A 17456-nucleotide genomic window follows, 5' to 3' on the forward strand; every position below is an offset into this window, starting at 1 on the left:
AATCAAACGGACTCTGTAAAACCGTTTATAAATCTATCCTATTTCACCTTGTTATACTCAACAGTTAGCTTCTCATTAACGTCGCCGGTAGGCATCTTAATCGAAAAATTAACATCATGAGACATTTTGTCACCATTAATAGTAATTACCCTGTCCTCACTCATATAGTCATTTGCTCCGTGGAGAGAAATAACATTTCCTTCAGCTTTGCCAGTGTATGTCAACATCCAGTCACCACCCCATATGTCATAGGAGTGACCTTTAATATTGCCATTTGCATCAGCCGTTATAATCACAGTTCCAGTATAAGTATTGCCATCGGAACTTTTGCCTACGATCTCAACAAATAAATACTGTCCATGCTTCAAATAGATACTAGATTCTTCGCTTGTGATCTTAGTTCCCATCATTTCATATGGAACGGCTGACCAATTACCAACTGCCATATCAAAAGCGGAGTTTTGAATTGGTGGCGGCGGCTGATCCTGAGCCCGGGATAAAGATGAAATACCCAAAACAAATACCATTAGTGCAAAAAGTTTAATTTTGTTCATTTCCCCAATGTTTTTAATTAGTAAAGATTATTTAGAATTTCTGTTTGGATTTAACTTTGGTACTTCATCTGATGGCGCGGAGCCATCTTTTTCATCATCGGACATACCTTCAATCTGTTTAAGGTATTTTTGCGCAGACTCAAAATCGGGGTCGCCCTGTTTTACCTGCGAGAAATATTCCTTTGCCTTATTATATGCACCCTGGTCATAATAGAATATACCCTTTTCAAGGGTAGTCATGTCATTCACTTCAGTACTCTCATCAGTCGGGTCATCCGGCTTATCCGGATTGGTTTCTCTCAACGGTGAACGAGTGTTTGTATTCCTATCCTGTTCAATCTCTTTCAGCTTCATATCCACGGGATTTATTTCTCTCTCCTGCGGAGTTAGTATAAAGAATACCAGCATCGCGATTCCCAGTACCATCAGGGCAAGAAAAGCGGTCAGAATAATGCTAACGTTTGCCTTTCTCGCGCCACCATCATCGGTATGACCGTGGCTCCTTATTATGGGAGCAATTACGCTATTGTAGTATTCGGGATCGGATTTTTTATAGTGCTCAGCCATCTCATCGAAATACTTCCGGCTGTTTTTATAATATTCTTCGAATTGTTCCCGCGAAGGTTTACCTGCAGTACTCATAGGATCAAATTATTTGAATGCTTTTCTAATTGAAATCGATATACCCGCCGTAATAAAGACGACTATCACGCCCGTAATAGTAAACCATGTGAAATTAACAGCGGGGAATACATTGAATTTTGGAAGAATGAAGAGCAGAATCAATACTAAAATAGCAATCGAATATGCAACGATCGAATCGCCCAGACGCGCGCTTTTCCATGCCATGCCCAAGAGGAATACCCCCAATAGTCCACCGTATATAATGGACTGTATATTCAACGCATAAGCAACGGCGGGATTTTTTTCATCAAGGAATAACATGGCAGTACCCACCACAACAACAGCCCAGAATAGTGTTGCAAGCCTGGAGTATTTAAGTTCCTTCTCCGGAGAGATACTTTTATCTTTGAATTTGAACAGGTCAAGGATCGTGGTCGAAGCAAGTGAATTGAACGTAGATGATAAAGTTGACATAGACGCGGCAAGCAGACCGGCGATGACCAGCCCCGCTATACCGACGGGAAGGCTCTCAATAATGAATTTAGGAAATATCTCGTCTGTTTTTGTCAGCATGTGTCCATCAACCGAGAGCGCGGTATATTCAACCCCTTTATAAAAAGCAAACAGCATTACGCCAATCAGAAGGAACATTGCAAACTGCAGGAACACCAGAATACCGCTTCCTATCAGCGCCTTCTGCGAGGCAGTTTTATCTTTACATGTGAGAAGCCTCTGCACAATGATCTGGTCAGTACCGTGCGAAGCCATAGCAAGGAATGCTCCGCCTATTATACCACCGATGGCATTGTAATTCCCGGTGAAGAATTCGCCAAATGATGACGGCATCGTAAAATTGAATACATTAAACTTATCTCCCTGCGAGGCAAAGGCAGTAACATCAGCAAACCCGTTCGGAAGGAGATTCCATATTACTATAATGGTTATAATCGCTCCAAGGAAATATATGAACATTTGAATTACATCCGTCCAGATGACAGCTTTAATACCGCCGATATATGCATAGACAACCGTAATAGCTCCGACAATCAGTATGGTTTCAAAATAACTCATGCCGGTAAGGAGCTTGATCGGGATAGCGGTGGTAAATAACCTTACCCCGTCAGCAAATATCCTTAATAAAATAAATGTAATGGAAGAATATCTGCGCATTGCGTACCCGAACCTATTGCCAAGAAACTGGTATGCGGTTTCAAGATTGCCTGCGTAATATTTTGGGATAAACAAGAACGCCACAACGATCCTTCCTATCAAAAATCCTATCGCAAGCTGGAGGAAGCCCATATTGGTAAGGTAAGCTACACCCGGGATACTGAGAAAGGTAAGCGTGCTTGTTTCGGTGGCAACCACAGAAAAACATGCCGCCCACCACGGGATATTCCTGGACCCAAGGAAGTAATCACTAACGGTCTTTTGTCTGCCGGAAATATAGATACCGAAAACAGCAACACCTATCAGATATACAACAATGACGATATAATCTATGGAGGAAAAGTTCATAGAATTAAGATTCGTTTATGATAAACTTATCTTTTAAGAAATAGCCTTTGTCGCCAAGACCGATCTTACCTGCTTCATTATGCGGATCATGTTCAAATGCGATCATCCAGTCATTATTTGCAATATCATGTAAAAGTTTCTTCTTTTCTTCCAAAGTATTTAGCGGGAACAGATCATATCCCATAATATACGGCACCGGTATATGACCGGCAGTGGGAATCAGATCGGCAAGGTACACAAGCGTGTTATCTCCGTCAGAAAGTTTTACCAACTGCATATCCCTTGTGTGACCATTCACAGGAAGCAGTGTAATAACTTCATCAAACTTATGCTCCCCTTCCGTAAATTTTAATACGCCTTTATCCTCAAGTATCTTATAATTTTCAGGGAAAAAACTTGCACGGTCTCTTTCGGTTGGATTCATCGCCCAATCATAATGGTTCTTCTGGACATGATACACAGCGTTTTGAAAGGCAGGTACTATCTCGTCATTATCATTTTTAACGGTGTTTCCCCCGGCGTGATCAAAATGCAGATGGGTAAGTATAACATCCGTAATATCATCCCTGCTAAGTCCGAGTTCCTGAAGTGATCTTTCGAGCGTATAATGAGAGAAATCTACGTCGTAAATTTTATTCAGCTTTTCGGAAAGTTTATACCCTATACCGGTATCGACCAGAATCCTTTTATGGCCGTCATCCAGAAGGAGCGCGCGTGTACACATGTCAATACGGTTTTGGTCATCGGAGGGGTTAGTTTTGGTCCATAACGGTTTTGGCACAACGCCAAACATGGCGCCTCCATCGAGCTTAAACAGCCCTGTCTGAACAGAATGTACGGTATAATTTCCAATCCTCATTGATAGTGAAGAGTTTTTGCAAAAAGTTAATAATAAGCATTACAGCTTTTAGATAATATGTTAAAATTACTAAAAAACCAGACATTCAAATTATATTTTAATCTTTTGCATACAATTAGTATTTTTGGGTAAACCAATCAAAATGGGAGAAAAATGAGACTCGGACTTGGAGCAAAAATCGGGCTGATAATCGGTCTATTAGGAGGTGTTATCGGCGGCGGGGTAGGTTTAGCAGCCGCATTTTTGGACGGAGGACTAATACCGGGAATATTGGTTTCACTGGTCCTTCTGTTCGTATTCGGGATGATATGGGTAATGATAATAGGACCAATGATCTCGACCAGCTACATAATGAAAAACGGAAAGGATGCCGAAGCCACAATAATCGAAACATGGGATACGGGTGTAACGGTAAATAACAGTCCACAGATAGGAATGCTCGTAGAAGTGCGGCAACCGGGAAGACCTCCCTATCAAACAAAAACAAAATCGGTCGTATCAAGACTCCAGGTGCAATATTACCAGCCGGGTATGGTGCTGGGAATTAAAGTTCATCCGACAAAACCGGAAAAGATAGCGATCACGAGTATAGGAGGGGGTGCAGGTGCAGGCGGATATACCGGAGGTTCGACAATGAGCAAGGATGAAGCGGAAAGAATAGTAAAGGAAATAGATGAATTCAATAAACTGATAGAATCATACGGACAAAGAGCAAGCGCAATAATTACTTCATATAACGAGCTTGGGATAAACGTTAACGGAGATAATCCAGCAGTGAAGCTGGGACTTAAAGTAATACCCGATGACGGGGGATCGTTTAACGCTGAGACAAGAGGAGTAATTTTAAGGTCATCCGTACCAAAATACCAGCCCGGTAGAGAAATAAACGTAAAATTTGACCCAAGCGATAACTCAAAAGTTGTAATAGTCAGCTCAAAATAGTAAACAAGGGGGGATATTAATATATTTAAAATAGTTACTTAGCTGAGTAAATTGAATAAAATAAACCGCCACTATATGACAAAACTTTTTTTGATAGTTACAATTATTATAACTTTTGGTTCAACTTCATTCTCGCAGACTGCCTCAGATTATTTCCCATCAACACCGGGATATATATGGTATTATAAAAGCAACTTACTCGATTCAAATAACAACCAGATCCCAGGAAGCACCACCTACAGAGTAGATTCTTTCAGCGTCGTACAAAACTATCTCGGACTTAATGCCAGTTACGTACCCAGCAAGAGAAATTTATCCAGCGTCTCACAAACGGGACCCTATACGGATTCAAGTTTTTTTAACTTCCAGGGATCAAATGCATGGCAGTATGTGGACGTAACGCGAGGATTGGACAGCATAACATTCCTCGATACATCCGGTCTATTAAATTTCCTTGCCACATTTAATAATTGGTACAGCGTGTATAGATTTGCAAACAATGTAAATCAATCCTATACGATATTTACTAAAGACACAACCATAACATTACAATCGCAATCGGCTTCAATAAGGATAACATATGCCGGGAAAAGACTGAACGATGAAAATGTAATTACACCTACAGGAACCGTTTCAGCTAAAAAATTTCTGCTAACTGCAACATTATATTACCTGGTCGTACTGCCTCCTCCATTGCCTCCGATAGCCGTACCTATACTAAGCAGAGAGGATACTGTATGGGTATCAACGGGAAAATGGATGGTAAAAGAGTCAATTGCCTCAACCAATGTAGATCTGACAAACTTTAGTATACCTGTTCAATTTACTGTTCCGGGAGAATCTATAGAACTTACAAACGGACCGGTGAATATAATTAACTACTCAAGCGAAATACCCGATAAGTATTCGCTGGAACAGAATTATCCGAATCCGTTTAACCCTGAAACAAAGATAAAGTTCAGCCTACCGGAGAGCGGATATGTTTCACTTAAAGTATATGACCAATCCGGCAGAGAAACGGCGTCACTTATAAGCAACGAATTGAATACGGGAGTCTATGAATATTCATTTAACGGAAGCGGTCTCGCCTCGGGAGTTTATTATTACACGCTGGAAACGAAGGGATTTTCCGAAACGAAGAAGATGATACTGGTAAAATAAACTTTAATTAATAAAACGTTGTTTTAAATGCCGCATTCCGATATAAAAAGAAAGCGGCATTTTTGTATGATGAAGATCCTCCTCCTAATAATATCATTACTGGTTTGTAACTCACTCTTTGCCCAAACAGGCTGGTTCGAGCAGGTGACGGGGACGGATATTACGCTCAGGTCAGTTTATATGACAGATGCAAATACGGGATATTGTGTGGGCGGAGATATACTTATCGATGGGAATGACGCTGTCGACCGTGGTATAATCCTCAAAACAACGAATGGCGGATCAAACTGGGTTATCCAGTCTCCTCCTAATTTCGATAAGATACTCTACGCAGTAACATTTCCTACAACCGAAACAGGATACGCAGCAGGCAGGGACGGCTCAACTTTCGCGGTATTCAAAACAACAAACGGGGGGACAAACTGGATTCAGCAGGAGCTTCTCACTACAATTAATACTCCACCCATATACAGCCTACACTTTTTTGACGCACAGACGGGCTTTGCCGTGGGAGGAGGCGGACATATATTTAAAACAACAAACGGCGGGACAAACTGGACTATAAACAGTTTTTCCAATATGTCTAATTTATATTCCGTGACATTTACATCAGCAAATACCGGGTATTTGTGCTCGGATAATTTTATCTACAAAACAGTTAACGGGGGTTCAAACTGGGCTACAGCACTAGACTTCCCCGGCATATCTTTTCAGTCTGTATACTTCACCGATCAGAACAACGGTCATGTAACGGGTGTAAACCGGATATTTAAAACAACAAATGCAGGAGTGAACTGGTCTTCAGTAGAGTTAACCGGGAATAATTTCTCCTCTATATACTTCCCTTCATCAAACATTGGCTACTGTGCAGGGTCAAATACAGCTATATACAGGACCATAGACGGAGGCAGTTCATGGAATTCGCAAACACAGCCGGGAGGTACGCCCTTGTATTCCATATTTTTTGCAAATGACACGGTAGGTTTTGCTGTGGGAAACGTCGGTTACATGCTGAGAACAACGACGGGCGGGACGGTAGGTATCAGCATAATCTCTTCAGAAATACCCGAAAAATTTGCTCTTCATCAAAACTATCCAAATCCTTTCAATCCTGAGACGGTAATAAATTACGAGATACATGAAAGAACGCATGTAAGCCTCGCCATATATGATGTCTCCGGCAAACTAATTACACAGGCTATAAACGATATACAAAACCCCGGTGTATATAGGTATAATTTTAGCGGAAACACCCTGCCCACGGGAGTATATTTTTATAGATTGAAAACAGAGGGGTACAACGAAGTGAGAAAAATGGTTTTGATAAAATAAAAAGAGACGACCAAGCCGTCCCTTTTTAACTCAATATTTATATCAAATTACTTTTTAGTTTCGACACCGTTTATTTTATCTTTCTGATCCCTGTACACTTTTTTATCGTAAAGCTTTATAGCCATATCAATAGCTTCGTTTGCTTTAGTCTTATCGCCGAGCTGGTTGTACAGTTCGGATTTTACGTAGTATGCGCTTGCTTCATTAACACTTCCTGCAACATAAGGCATTGCATCGTCAACGATGGCTAAAGCATCCCTCCTCGATTCATCGGTGGCTTTTTCATCTTTCATCATGCCATAAGCATGTGAATAAAGGAATATGCCGTAATTGAAACCTAGAGTCTGATCGGTGCTTCCAAATTTATCGAAAGCCATTTTATAGCAGTTCAAAGATTCTTTAAAATCCTTTTCCGCGCAAAAGCCGGCGATGTTTATGTAGGCATCTTTCAATGAATTGCTTTCAGGATATTTTTCCATCAAGGTTTTAATAGTGGTAATTGTTTGGTCATCGCTTACGCCTTCACCGGGATTAAATGCTATTGTAAATTCAGCATCGTCCGTATAGCCAGCCGAATTACCGGCATCGAGCTTCACAACTTTTTCGAGGTATGGTTTCGCGCCATCATAATCGCCGTAAGAAATAAGTTTTTCCGCGAATTTCCAGTTTGCTTCCGGTGAGTCAGGGCTTGCTTCGACGGCAGATTTGAGTGAAGAATACGTATTAACACCGTTATTATAATCCTTCATTTTTTGGAGGAACTCATCGGCAAAAATGTAACCGTATATCCTGTCGATCTCATTGCCATCTCCATCGACAAAAATGATCGTCGGATAACCTTGAACGTTGTATTTTTTAGCAAGGTCAATCCCCTCGCCTTTTTCGGCGTCGACTTTCCAGTTTATCTGGTGTGTATTTGCAAATTCATATATTTCCGGCTGAGTGTAAACTTTGTGATCGGTTTCAATACACCATTTACACCAGTCAGTGATAAAATCGATCATTACAACCTTATTCTCCTGCTTTGCCTTTTGCAGAACGTCGGCATAAGTTCCTTCGGTAAACTTTACCTCATCAGCGTAGGACATGTTATAAACAGCTATCAGTCCGATAATAAATAAAACTCTAGCAATTACTTTCATAATGTGCCTCTTAATTAATTTAACTTTTTAAAAATATAACGAAAGTTAGCGGGTAAATTCACCCAAATTTTAATCAATTATGATTTAACTAAAGACCGAATCTTACTCCCGAAAATACTGTAAAATTAGTAGTATGTATCGATTCTACGGTTTCAGTACTGCCAAGGTTATTAAGTCCACCGTACTGGAATTTTGTTCCTAATATTACACTTACGAGCGGAGCTACAAGATAGTTTCCGGTTAGTGTTCCGGCAAGTCCAAGATCAAAATTCTTATATCCGAGACCCTGCTCTTCATCGGTAGAAAGAAGTAATCCAAGGTAAGGACCGCCCATGAAGGTAAGCCCTACTTTATCCGATATCATTCCTCCTACATTAAAGTAAAGCGGGATATTGAGATACTGATTAGAAACGTCCTTTATTCTGTCAGTAGCTACAACATTTGTATCGGTGGTTTCTACTTCGAACTTCTTATTAAAGAAATCCAGACCCGATGAAAAACTCCATGCGTCAGCAATATTTAAATAGAAAATACTTCCAACATTGAATCCGCCACTCGACGAAGTATTGTAAGTTGTGGAAGAACTTTTTGAATCAATGTTCGCATTCGTAGATCCATAACCCAGCTGGAGGTCTATGTAAAAATCCACCAGTTTTTTGCCGGTTTTTTCAGCGTAAAAATCCTTCTGAATTTCGTAATCTTTTTCAAATTTACTTTTGCTCAGGTTAATGTTGTTTGTTACTCTGTCGTTAAGCTTGATGCCATTACCGTCTCCTGAAAAGGCATCTGCTGTAAACGAGCATACTAACAGAAGAGCGAAGATAAATCCAAATAGATTTTTCATTTTTTGTAGTTTAGTTTATAGTTCTAATTTAAAGATAATTCTTTTTGAAGTTCGTTTAACTTTAACGTCTCATCTTCCCACTGTGCATAGACCTTATCGAGATCTTCTTTCGCGTCATTGTATTCTTTAGTGACCTCTTTTACTTTATCAGGATCATTATAAAAGTCAGCGGAAGCCATTTCTTTCTCAAGCTCTCTGATCCGCGCTTCATTCAGCTTAACTGTCTCTTCTATTTCGGAGATCTTTTTCTTTACCGGAGACAGTATTTTATTAATCTCCTTTTTTCTTTCCTTTAATTCAATGCCTTTTCGGAAATTGTCTTTCCCGGCTTTTTTTTCAGGTTTATTCTCACCGGATAAACTACCCGGCACTATCTCGCTTTGTTTCTCTTCTTCCTTTTTCATGAGATAGTAAGCACAATTTCCCAGATAAGTACGAATCTTCTTATCCTTCACTTCTATCACCTTATCCACGATACCGTCGAGAAATTCCCTGTCGTGCGAGACGACTATTATAGTGCCGTCGTATCTTCTAAGGGCATTTTTTAACATATCCTTAGAGCGCATATCCAGGTGATTCGTCGGCTCATCGAGGATAAGAAAATTAGACGGTTCTATGAGCATTTTAGCGAGCGCAAGACGCGATTTTTCACCGCCGGAGAGCACCTTTACTGGCTTAAAAACATCATCATCTCTGAAAAGGAATCCCCCGAGCAATGTCCTTAGATTTTTTTTAACTTCACCGGTGGCGGCATCTTCCATTATCTCCAGTACGGTCTTTTTTTCGTCGAGCTCGTCAGCCTGGTTCTGCGAATAGAATTTTACGTCGACAAGATGTCCGAATTTCATCCGTCCTGCCGTGAGATGTTCCTTTCCAGCGATTATCTTTGAAAGAGTGGATTTACCCGCACCGTTCACACCGAGGAAAGCAACCTTCTCCCCCCTTTCCAGTAAAAGATCAATTCCATCCAGCACGTATTTGCTTCCATCATATGTCTTTGTAAGGTCCTCGATCTCGAGAGTTACTTTTCCCGAATGAGTAGCCGGCGGAAAATGAAAATTTATCCCGCTCTCCTCATCTTCAAGCTCGACCTTTTCCATCCTGTCAAGCATCTTTATCCTGCTCTGCACAGCCTTCGCCTTAGTGTTTTTGTAGCGGAACCTTTCTATGAATCTCTCTTGCTGTTTGATATACTTTTCTTGATTCTTCAACTGATTCTGCAACTGCTCTTTACGGAGCTCCTTTTGAGATACATAATAACTGTAGTTGCCGGAATACTCGGTTACTTTTCCAAGCGATATCTCGACAACACGCGAAACAAGGTTATCGAGGAAATTCCTATCGTGTGAAATAAGAATTATAGACCCTTCGTAACTCTTCAAATAATCTTCCACCCATATCAGAGATTCTATATCCAGGTGATTTGTCGGCTCATCGAGCAATAGGACGGAAGGATTTTGCAAAAGAAGTTTAGCAAGAGCAATCCGCATTTGCCAGCCCCCGCTGAATTCATCAGTCATGCGCTCAAAGTCTTCACGGGAAAATCCAAGCCCGGTAAGAATCCTTTCTATCTTTGCTTTTAGCTTGTGTCCGTCAAGTAATGAAAACCTTTCCTGCAGTTCAGTATAATCGGTAAGCAGGTCCATGTATTCTTCCGATGAATGATCGTCGAATGATTCCATTTCCATCTCAATATCCTCGATCTCCTGCTGAATCTTATTTATATCACCTGCCGATGAATATACTTCATCGTATAGGGTATTCCCTGTAAGCTTGATACCATCCTGGGGCAAGTAACCAATAGTAGTGTGTTTTGAAGTGACCACATCACCCGTATCGGGATCCATCAAACCGGCTATAATCTTCATCAATGTCGATTTTCCAGCCCCATTAGAGCCGATAAAAGCGATCCTATCCTTGCCGGATACCCGCAGAGAAACCTCTTCAAATAAGCTTCGCGTCCCAAAATTTACCGATATGTTATTCAATGCTATCATAATCGGTTAAATATAATTATAACCAATCTTTAATTAAGCATAAAAGCTTAATCCCAATTTTATATTAATTTGACTTCAAAATTAAATTTAATATTCAGATTATTGATTACAAATTTACTTAATACAAATATTTGAAACATTTACTTATCCTTGCATTTTTATTCGTCCACTCGGCATTCGCATTAAGCCAGGATGAAGGAGAAAAATATGAGACAGAGAGAACCGATTTTATGTTCGTACTTTCTGATGGTGTAAAACTGGAGTGCACTAAATTTGTACCAAAAGGAGTACCTCCGACCGGAGGATGGTCTGCTATTGTGTTTTGTCATGGTTATGGCGGGAACAAGGAAGAGGAGCTACCTAATGCAAAAGAACAGGCAGAATTCGGATACTACACGCTGGTTTACAGTATGCGGGGACAGGGTAAATCCGAGGGCAAATCAAATCTCATTAGTACGCTGGAAATGAGAGATTTCATCGAATTGGTTAACTATGCCAAGAACGAGGAAAACGTGAACCCTAACATGGTGGGAGCAACGGGAGGTTCGCAGGGCGGTACGATCCCGTTTATGGCGGCATGTAACGGTCTGGACCTTAGGTGTATAGTTTCAGACGTAGCTTCACCGGAATTTGCAACCAGCTGGATAGAAAACAGCTCGGTTAAAATGACACTTCTATGGTCCCTAAGCTATGACACGACTATCGTCCGTTATAATAACCGTGTAAAGAGAATGCGACACTGGATACTCTCCGACAAACCCGAATACTGGGACAGCCTTGCATTTTATGTACCGCTGGAAAGAGATTTTATGGACCGGGTACATTTATGTAATACTCCAATAATGATATCGACCGTTTGGCAGGATAAGTTCTTTAATACCCTCGGAATGATCAAAGCGGGACAATTATTAAATTGTCCTTTCAGGATGTATTACGGAACGTTCGACGCGCATGGTGCTGACCCTTATGAGCCGGAAATGCGATACCAGGAGAATATAACCGGAGATTGGATAAAATACTGGATGGGCGGAATAGAAAACGGGGTATTGGATTCTGCAAAATATGTGTATGCGCAAAGTGTTTATCCTATCAATACAAGCAATCCGCCAGCGATGTGGTCATGGACAAGGAGTTACTCAAACAGCTGGGTACCGGACGGTACTGATAACGTAAAGTTTTTTTTTAATACGAACGGCAAACTGTCTAATATACCCGGCAGCGAAAAGGATATAGAATACCGTAATGATATAGAAAATATTTCACTACAGGAAGCTGTTAACAGGGAATTCAAGGGGAGCGAATTCGATGCTAAATTCAAAAAAACCGAGCTTGTCTTCGATTCAGAACCGCTTGGCAGTGAGTTAGTAATGGCAGGCACTCCGTCAGTTTTTCTAAACTATTCATGCAACGCTAATATTGCTCAGTATAATTTCCAGATATGGGAAATACACCCGGATAACACGACCAAGCTTATAACACGGATTAATTATACGGATAGGAAAATTAAACCGGGTAAAACAAAGTCCGCAACCTTTAACGGTTTATCACATTCTCATCTCTTTCAAAAGGGAAGTAAAATTAGAATTGTCGTGACTAATCTCGATAATACGAGAGACGACCGTTTCTTGAGAACAAACCCATTTGTACTTCCTATAATGAAAAAATCTATCAGCCAGATCGCTATATCAGGGTCAGACGCGAGCTATATCACACTTCCGCTTGTAAATTACACCAAATAAAAAACGGGCAACTCCGTTATGGAGTTACCCGCAAAGAGAGGAGAAAAAAATCTTATTTTATAAGGATCATCCTTTTTACTTCTACATGATCATTAGCGATCAGCTTTGAGAAGTAAACCCCGGATGCCAGACCGGATGCGTTCCAGTTAACTTCATGAACGCCTTCGGCCATACTTGTATTGATCAGTGTTGCAACTTCCCTACCGACCATATCATATACTTTCAATGTAACCAATCCAGCAAAACCTTCAGGCAGTTCAAACTTAATTTGTGTAGAAGGATTGAACGGATTCGGATAGTTTTGATATAGTTTAGGTGTTTCCAGCTCAGCAATATAGTTGTCGCCGGCCACACTTTTCAGCGGAAGTTCAATATATGAATCCCTGAGATAAATCTGGTTTCTGCTTTTGGTCATAACAGGAAGTACATGTGGATTTGTATGCAAGAATGCAGTATCAGACGGCGCATGGTCAAAATTGGTTGCAACTATCTTTATCTTGCTTCCCGCCTGGAATTTGTGCGCATGAGCACCTCCGTCTATATCTGTGGTTCTAATCTGATTCTTTGTGTAATACCTATCAGTAAAGTTAACTCTTGAAACAAAGTTTTCCTGACCTGTCGATGTAACTTCATAGATCTGGAAGTTATACTGGCAGATATCTGCATTTGCTTGATATTTTAAGTGAACCTTTGGTGTACCAAGCATATATGTTGGCTGTACCAATGGGTCCGATACAAAGATCACATTATCCTTTTTGAACTTACTATCAAATTCACTTCCAGAGAATTCTTCATAAACCGCAGTTTGCAGAGCGTAATTACTTGCGACATTATTGTCGAAGTTTACTTTCCTGCTTGAGCTACCCTCAGGAGCAGATGAAAGTTTATTATTCCTTCTGAAGTAGAACTTAACGCCCGACACATCAACCGGAGGCCATACGTTTGTGCTTCCGTGTTCAAAACTCCAATAGTTACCTGTTTTTGGATGTGTTGTATATGCTACCTGGTACCTGTCATATGATTCATATCCGCTTGGCAGATCCCATATTGTATGGAAAAACCAGTCATTGAAAAACTGCATATGCCAATTGTTTTCCGATTCAGATATATCGCCACCGTGTCCCATTACGGCGCCCATATAAACTATATGCTCGGTAGGAATATTAGCAAATGAGTTAATTCCATCCTTTGCATTAAAGAAGTAATCCTGCCATGAGTTTTCAATGAGCATCGGAACGGTATTATTTTGTACTTTATCGTCAAAATCTCTTCCTATTGGCATCCAATAAGCCAGACTATCCCATTTGTCTGATTTTACCCCGCATGCATAGACCCAGTCCGACATTCTATCAACAAGAGGATTATACCTTGCTGTGTCAGGAGTATATTCGATCGTCCATAAATACGACATCTTTGTACAACCGTTTTCGATCCAGCTGGTTGCAAACTTTGGTGATGTAAGAGCTGAAATTATACCTTTAACCTGCAAACCATTACATGCAGCTATATATGGAACAGTACCACCCTGTGATCCGCCCATAATTGCGATCCTGCTTGAGTCACCGCCAATATTATCGTGCTTTATATAATCAACTAATTCCATCAAGTCTTCAGCTTCAACAATACTCATAAGATTTGAGAGACCACCTGAGTTACCCTGTCCCCTTACGCTGTATGTATATGAAATGTAATTATACTGCGCTTGACCGGAAGCAAATCCCTCAAGAGTGAGCTTACTGTCACCATATCCGTGTACCATAAGCACTATCGGATATCCGTCCGGCAGATAAATATTAGGTTCGCTCGGATAAAACTTTGAGCAATCCATAACAACACCATCACGAAGCACAATAGTAAAGTCTTCCTTAATAACTATATAGTCCGTGTTAGCTACAGGAACCGGGGATGGCAGTGTCCTAAAGTCATACCTGTCAACCTTCGGCGGTTTAGGCAGTGTTCTGTGCTGAGCAAACGCACCTTCGCTCAAAGCCAGAGTCAAACATATTGCCAAAAAAAGGTTTAATAATTTCATCTCTGATAAATTTTAAATTCTCGAATTATTATTATTAGTTATAAAATTGTTTTAATGCATTATAGATCAGTTCACTTGTATTACCTGTTCCATATGTGTAATTATATTCACCTGTATGGCTAGAACGGTAAACATCCGAACTCTCAAGGAACCTGTTCACTTCTTCATTATTAAATTCAAGAAGCTTTGCGTTGTGATCCAGTACTTCGGGACGCTCGGTAACTTTTCTTAATATCCCACAAGGAACATTAAAGAAAAGTGACTCCTCCTGCAATCCGCCTGAGTCAGTTAGGATCGTATGACTGTTCTTTACAAATCCAAGCATCTCAAAATAGTCATGTATAGGTTCACGAATTATCAGTTTCTCCGGCTGAGCACCGTTAAGCCCCTCATGGAAGCTATTAACCACTAATGGATTTGGGTGCATCAGGTGTATTATATCATGCTCGTTTCTCCTGGTTACTATATCATTCAAAATGGTAGCATAAGACGAAACCTTATCCCAGTTTTCCCTTCTGTGAAGTGTGCTGAGGATGTATTTATTGTCATGCTTTGCTTCTTTTATCTTATCCTCTTTTAACAGCGTTATCATAGCATCGTTGATAGTATTTCCTACGATAAGACATTTGTTACTTTTAATACCTTCATTAATCAGATTTTGATAGCTGATATTCGTCGGGCAGAAATTAAGGGAAGCTGCCCTTGAAATTGATTCCCTTATAAACTCTTCAGGAAATGGATTTTTATGATCGAAAGACCTCAGTCCTGCCTCTACATGGAATACGGGAATTTCATTAAAGAAACCCCACATCGAACCGCAGTATGCAGAAGTAGTATCACCCTGGACAACAATACCGGCGATATCTTCTTTTTTGATCCCGGAATTTTCCGAAAAGATCTTGTTTAATTGATCTAATGTATGTGAAACAAATTGATTTATATCTGTTGAACGGTTAGGAATTTCTTCTGCAACTATTTCCGGTTCAAGCCCTATATGCTCGAGAATGTTACCGGAAATCTTTTGCTGAGAAGTATTTACCATAACCGGTAAAAACTCGTTTGATTCTTTTAATATTCTGTATAAAACGAATAATTTTATGATCTCCGGACGAGTTCCGAATAGCAGTAAGATTATTTTTTTGTTGAGGTCTTTAGGAGAAATTTCCATCCGAATTTTGATTTTTAGTTTATTTTCTCATTATATATTTAAGCAAATTGAATGCCAAAAATAATAATACGCGACATAGAGTTTAAAAAGGGATTATATTGAATTTACAGTATTTAAATCGAGCGTATCATGATGTCCCTACTTCATTCTTAATGTCGCCAGAGATATTATCCATAAATACTATATAATCGAATATTATCCAAAAATAGCATAGTCCAGTGACTATAGACCTAGTAATGTTCGGTGCTATCCCACACTACCTTATGTTTTGTCTGCTTGAATACTTTTATTGCTCTTATTGTAGCAAAAGTGTTAACGATATTATCGAAAAACAGCCGGTATATACTGGCTAAGGCATATCTGAATCCGAACCAATTATATGTAAAGGCAAACCTGTGAAAAATATTCACAAACATAAAAAACAGGCAGACATACATCATATACCAAAGAAACGAATTCTTCTCTACCACCATCGGTATCACGTTTAATCCAAGTGAATGAGTTACCGTATATGCAATCAGATATAAGAGGAGCAGATATGACAAAGTCGTTCCGAAAAAACTGAAAATGGTTTTTCTGTCCCTGGCAAGAAAGTATTTAGTCTTAAACGATCCGTCCCAACCGTGAATTTTCCAGTTTTGAAATACAATACCGGCAATCCACCGGGATTTCTGTTTTACGGATGCCTTAAATGTATTTGGGAAATACTCCCCTGTTGCTATTCGGGAGTTACCAAAATCTTTTTCGGTTTTATAATTAATAAAAGATGTCTTAAAACCCAGCTTATAAAACCGTAATCCCAGCTCATAATCTTCTGTCAGATTTGAATCATTAAAAATGCTGTACTTTTTCTTTTCACGCGCTCTTACATTGATCTTTCTTGGTTTCATCATTATAGGTCTTACTATCTTATCATGGGTGTCGAAATTATCTTCCACAACAAAAGTGCTGGTTACGGGCGATATCGAATCTTCATAGGATAAATGCTTAAAAAATGTTTCGAACAATAATGTATGCAATTCTTTGGGGGTCGTGCTATTATCTTTATCCGACACTCTTATATAGCTTTCGAGCAATTCATCTCCGAGCTGTAAGTTCTTAAGCTCCTCAGCCAGCTCATCACCTTTCAGATAGAACTCGTCGTCTTTACCAAGCATCTCTTCGATCTTTTCAAAATCAGATAAATATTTTTGTATTATTTTGCCTGCCCCGCTGATCTTTTTCTTAATAGATTCTGTATTCTTAGGAGCATCCCCCTCAGAATCATTATCACTATTAAGCTGTACGGACATTTCACTAATAGATTGTGATATATGGTCGAGTTTATACAGTATTCCTGTATTTGTTTTCTTAGACCTCCCATTTATCATAAAGACCTTCATCATTTTCCCTTCCATATCTTTAAGCATACTTTCTACTTCTTCCAGTGAAAAGTCTGAGCTTTTATTTATTTCAATATCAGTCAAAGTATTCTCTTCCGAAATAAGACCAGTATCTTTATCAATATTTAATTTAGATTTACTTTCCATTCCAATTTTTTTGTT

14 protein-coding genes are annotated in these 17456 nt (G+C 39.8%); 4 read left to right on the forward strand and 10 right to left on the reverse strand.

Annotated features, from left to right (window positions below; all coding sequences use genetic code 11):
* Positions 1 to 38: 38 nt before the first annotated feature.
* From H6614_07720 to H6614_07735, 4 genes are read right to left on the reverse strand one after another with little or no spacing between them, the layout of a single operon-like run.
* Positions 39 to 554, reverse strand: coding sequence for a hypothetical protein (locus H6614_07720; protein ID MCB9243542.1), 516 nt, complete (start codon positions 552 to 554; stop codon positions 39 to 41).
* A 27-nt stretch (positions 555 to 581) separates the two neighbouring features.
* Entirely contained in the window at positions 582 to 1196 is a 615-nt protein-coding gene (locus tag H6614_07725; protein MCB9243543.1) for a hypothetical protein, read from the reverse strand.
* A 9-nt stretch (positions 1197 to 1205) separates the two neighbouring features.
* Entirely contained in the window at positions 1206 to 2696 is a 1491-nt protein-coding gene (locus H6614_07730) for a sodium/solute symporter (protein ID MCB9243544.1), read from the reverse strand.
* 4 nt (positions 2697 to 2700) lie between these two features.
* Positions 2701 to 3555 (reverse strand): MBL fold metallo-hydrolase, encoded by an 855-nt coding sequence (locus H6614_07735; protein MCB9243545.1) that lies wholly within the window; start codon positions 3553 to 3555, stop codon positions 2701 to 2703.
* A gap of 153 nt (positions 3556 to 3708) precedes the next feature.
* Between H6614_07735 and H6614_07740 the strand changes: the two genes are divergently transcribed.
* The 3 genes from H6614_07740 (at position 3709) to H6614_07750 (ending at position 6990) form a co-directional block, all read left to right on the forward strand.
* The gene (locus tag H6614_07740; protein ID MCB9243546.1) at positions 3709 to 4497 is read left to right on the forward strand and encodes a hypothetical protein; all 789 of its coding nucleotides are present in this window, start codon (positions 3709 to 3711) and stop codon (positions 4495 to 4497) included.
* 75 nt (positions 4498 to 4572) lie between these two features.
* Positions 4573 to 5658 (forward strand): T9SS type A sorting domain-containing protein, encoded by a 1086-nt coding sequence (locus H6614_07745; GenBank protein MCB9243547.1) that lies wholly within the window; start codon positions 4573 to 4575, stop codon positions 5656 to 5658.
* 66 nt (positions 5659 to 5724) lie between these two features.
* A complete protein-coding gene (locus H6614_07750) occupies positions 5725 to 6990 on the forward strand; it encodes a T9SS type A sorting domain-containing protein (GenBank protein ID MCB9243548.1) in 1266 nt (421 codons plus the stop codon).
* A gap of 47 nt (positions 6991 to 7037) precedes the next feature.
* On the opposite strand, the gene H6614_07755 is transcribed toward H6614_07750, so the two are convergent.
* The 3 genes from H6614_07755 to H6614_07765 all read right to left on the reverse strand — a co-directional run bounded on the left by H6614_07755 (position 7038) and on the right by H6614_07765 (position 10973).
* Positions 7038 to 8132: a thioredoxin fold domain-containing protein gene (locus tag H6614_07755; protein MCB9243549.1), complete on the reverse strand. Its 1095-nt coding sequence runs from the start codon at positions 8130 to 8132 to the stop codon at positions 7038 to 7040.
* An 88-nt stretch (positions 8133 to 8220) separates the two neighbouring features.
* Positions 8221 to 8976 (reverse strand): outer membrane beta-barrel protein, encoded by a 756-nt coding sequence (locus H6614_07760; protein ID MCB9243550.1) that lies wholly within the window; start codon positions 8974 to 8976, stop codon positions 8221 to 8223.
* A gap of 23 nt (positions 8977 to 8999) precedes the next feature.
* Positions 9000 to 10973 carry an ABC-F family ATP-binding cassette domain-containing protein gene (locus H6614_07765; protein ID MCB9243551.1) on the reverse strand — a complete coding sequence of 658 codons (1974 nt, stop codon included), beginning with the start codon at positions 10971 to 10973 and terminating at the stop codon, positions 9000 to 9002.
* 131 nt (positions 10974 to 11104) lie between these two features.
* Here H6614_07765 and H6614_07770 point away from each other — a divergent pair, with 131 nt between their 5' ends.
* A complete protein-coding gene (locus H6614_07770) occupies positions 11105 to 12712 on the forward strand; it encodes an alpha/beta fold hydrolase (GenBank protein MCB9243552.1) in 1608 nt (535 codons plus the stop codon).
* 52 nt (positions 12713 to 12764) lie between these two features.
* Here H6614_07770 and H6614_07775 read toward each other — a convergent pair whose 3' ends face one another.
* From H6614_07775 to H6614_07785, 3 genes are all read right to left on the reverse strand, one after another.
* A complete protein-coding gene (locus H6614_07775; GenBank protein MCB9243553.1) occupies positions 12765 to 14744 on the reverse strand; it encodes a T9SS type A sorting domain-containing protein in 1980 nt (659 codons plus the stop codon).
* A gap of 34 nt (positions 14745 to 14778) precedes the next feature.
* Positions 14779 to 15912: a UDP-N-acetylglucosamine 2-epimerase (non-hydrolyzing) gene (gene wecB / locus H6614_07780; protein ID MCB9243554.1), complete on the reverse strand. Its 1134-nt coding sequence runs from the start codon at positions 15910 to 15912 to the stop codon at positions 14779 to 14781.
* Between the two features lie 230 nt (positions 15913 to 16142).
* On the reverse strand, positions 16143 to 17441 hold the full coding sequence (locus tag H6614_07785) for a glycosyltransferase (GenBank protein MCB9243555.1): 1299 nt from the start codon (positions 17439 to 17441) through the stop codon (positions 16143 to 16145).
* Positions 17442 to 17456: the final 15 nt, after the last annotated feature.

Source organism: Ignavibacteriales bacterium (genome assembly GCA_020635255.1).
GTDB lineage: Bacteria > Bacteroidota > Ignavibacteria > Tepidaquicellales > Tepidaquicellaceae > JAEYVS01.

What these genes read in the sequence shown, in the direction of transcription:
- H6614_07720 (MCB9243542.1), bottom strand. Translation starts at nt 554, where the DNA reads ATGAACAAAATTAAACTTTTTGCACTAATGGTATTTGTTTTGGGTATT.
- H6614_07725 (MCB9243543.1), bottom strand. Translation starts at nt 1,196, where the DNA reads ATGAGTACTGCAGGTAAACCTTCGCGGGAACAATTCGAAGAATATTAT.
- H6614_07730 (MCB9243544.1), bottom strand. Translation starts at nt 2,696, where the DNA reads ATGAACTTTTCCTCCATAGATTATATCGTCATTGTTGTATATCTGATA.
- H6614_07735 (MCB9243545.1), bottom strand. Translation starts at nt 3,555, where the DNA reads ATGAGGATTGGAAATTATACCGTACATTCTGTTCAGACAGGGCTGTTT.
- H6614_07740 (MCB9243546.1), top strand. Translation starts at nt 3,709, where the DNA reads ATGAGACTCGGACTTGGAGCAAAAATCGGGCTGATAATCGGTCTATTA.
- H6614_07745 (MCB9243547.1), top strand. Translation starts at nt 4,573, where the DNA reads ATGACAAAACTTTTTTTGATAGTTACAATTATTATAACTTTTGGTTCA.
- H6614_07750 (MCB9243548.1), top strand. Translation starts at nt 5,725, where the DNA reads ATGATGAAGATCCTCCTCCTAATAATATCATTACTGGTTTGTAACTCA.
- H6614_07755 (MCB9243549.1), bottom strand. Translation starts at nt 8,132, where the DNA reads ATGAAAGTAATTGCTAGAGTTTTATTTATTATCGGACTGATAGCTGTT.
- H6614_07760 (MCB9243550.1), bottom strand. Translation starts at nt 8,976, where the DNA reads ATGAAAAATCTATTTGGATTTATCTTCGCTCTTCTGTTAGTATGCTCG.
- H6614_07765 (MCB9243551.1), bottom strand. Translation starts at nt 10,973, where the DNA reads ATGATAGCATTGAATAACATATCGGTAAATTTTGGGACGCGAAGCTTA.
- H6614_07775 (MCB9243553.1), bottom strand. Translation starts at nt 14,744, where the DNA reads ATGAAATTATTAAACCTTTTTTTGGCAATATGTTTGACTCTGGCTTTG.
- wecB (MCB9243554.1), bottom strand. Translation starts at nt 15,912, where the DNA reads ATGGAAATTTCTCCTAAAGACCTCAACAAAAAAATAATCTTACTGCTA.
- H6614_07785 (MCB9243555.1), bottom strand. Translation starts at nt 17,441, where the DNA reads ATGGAAAGTAAATCTAAATTAAATATTGATAAAGATACTGGTCTTATT.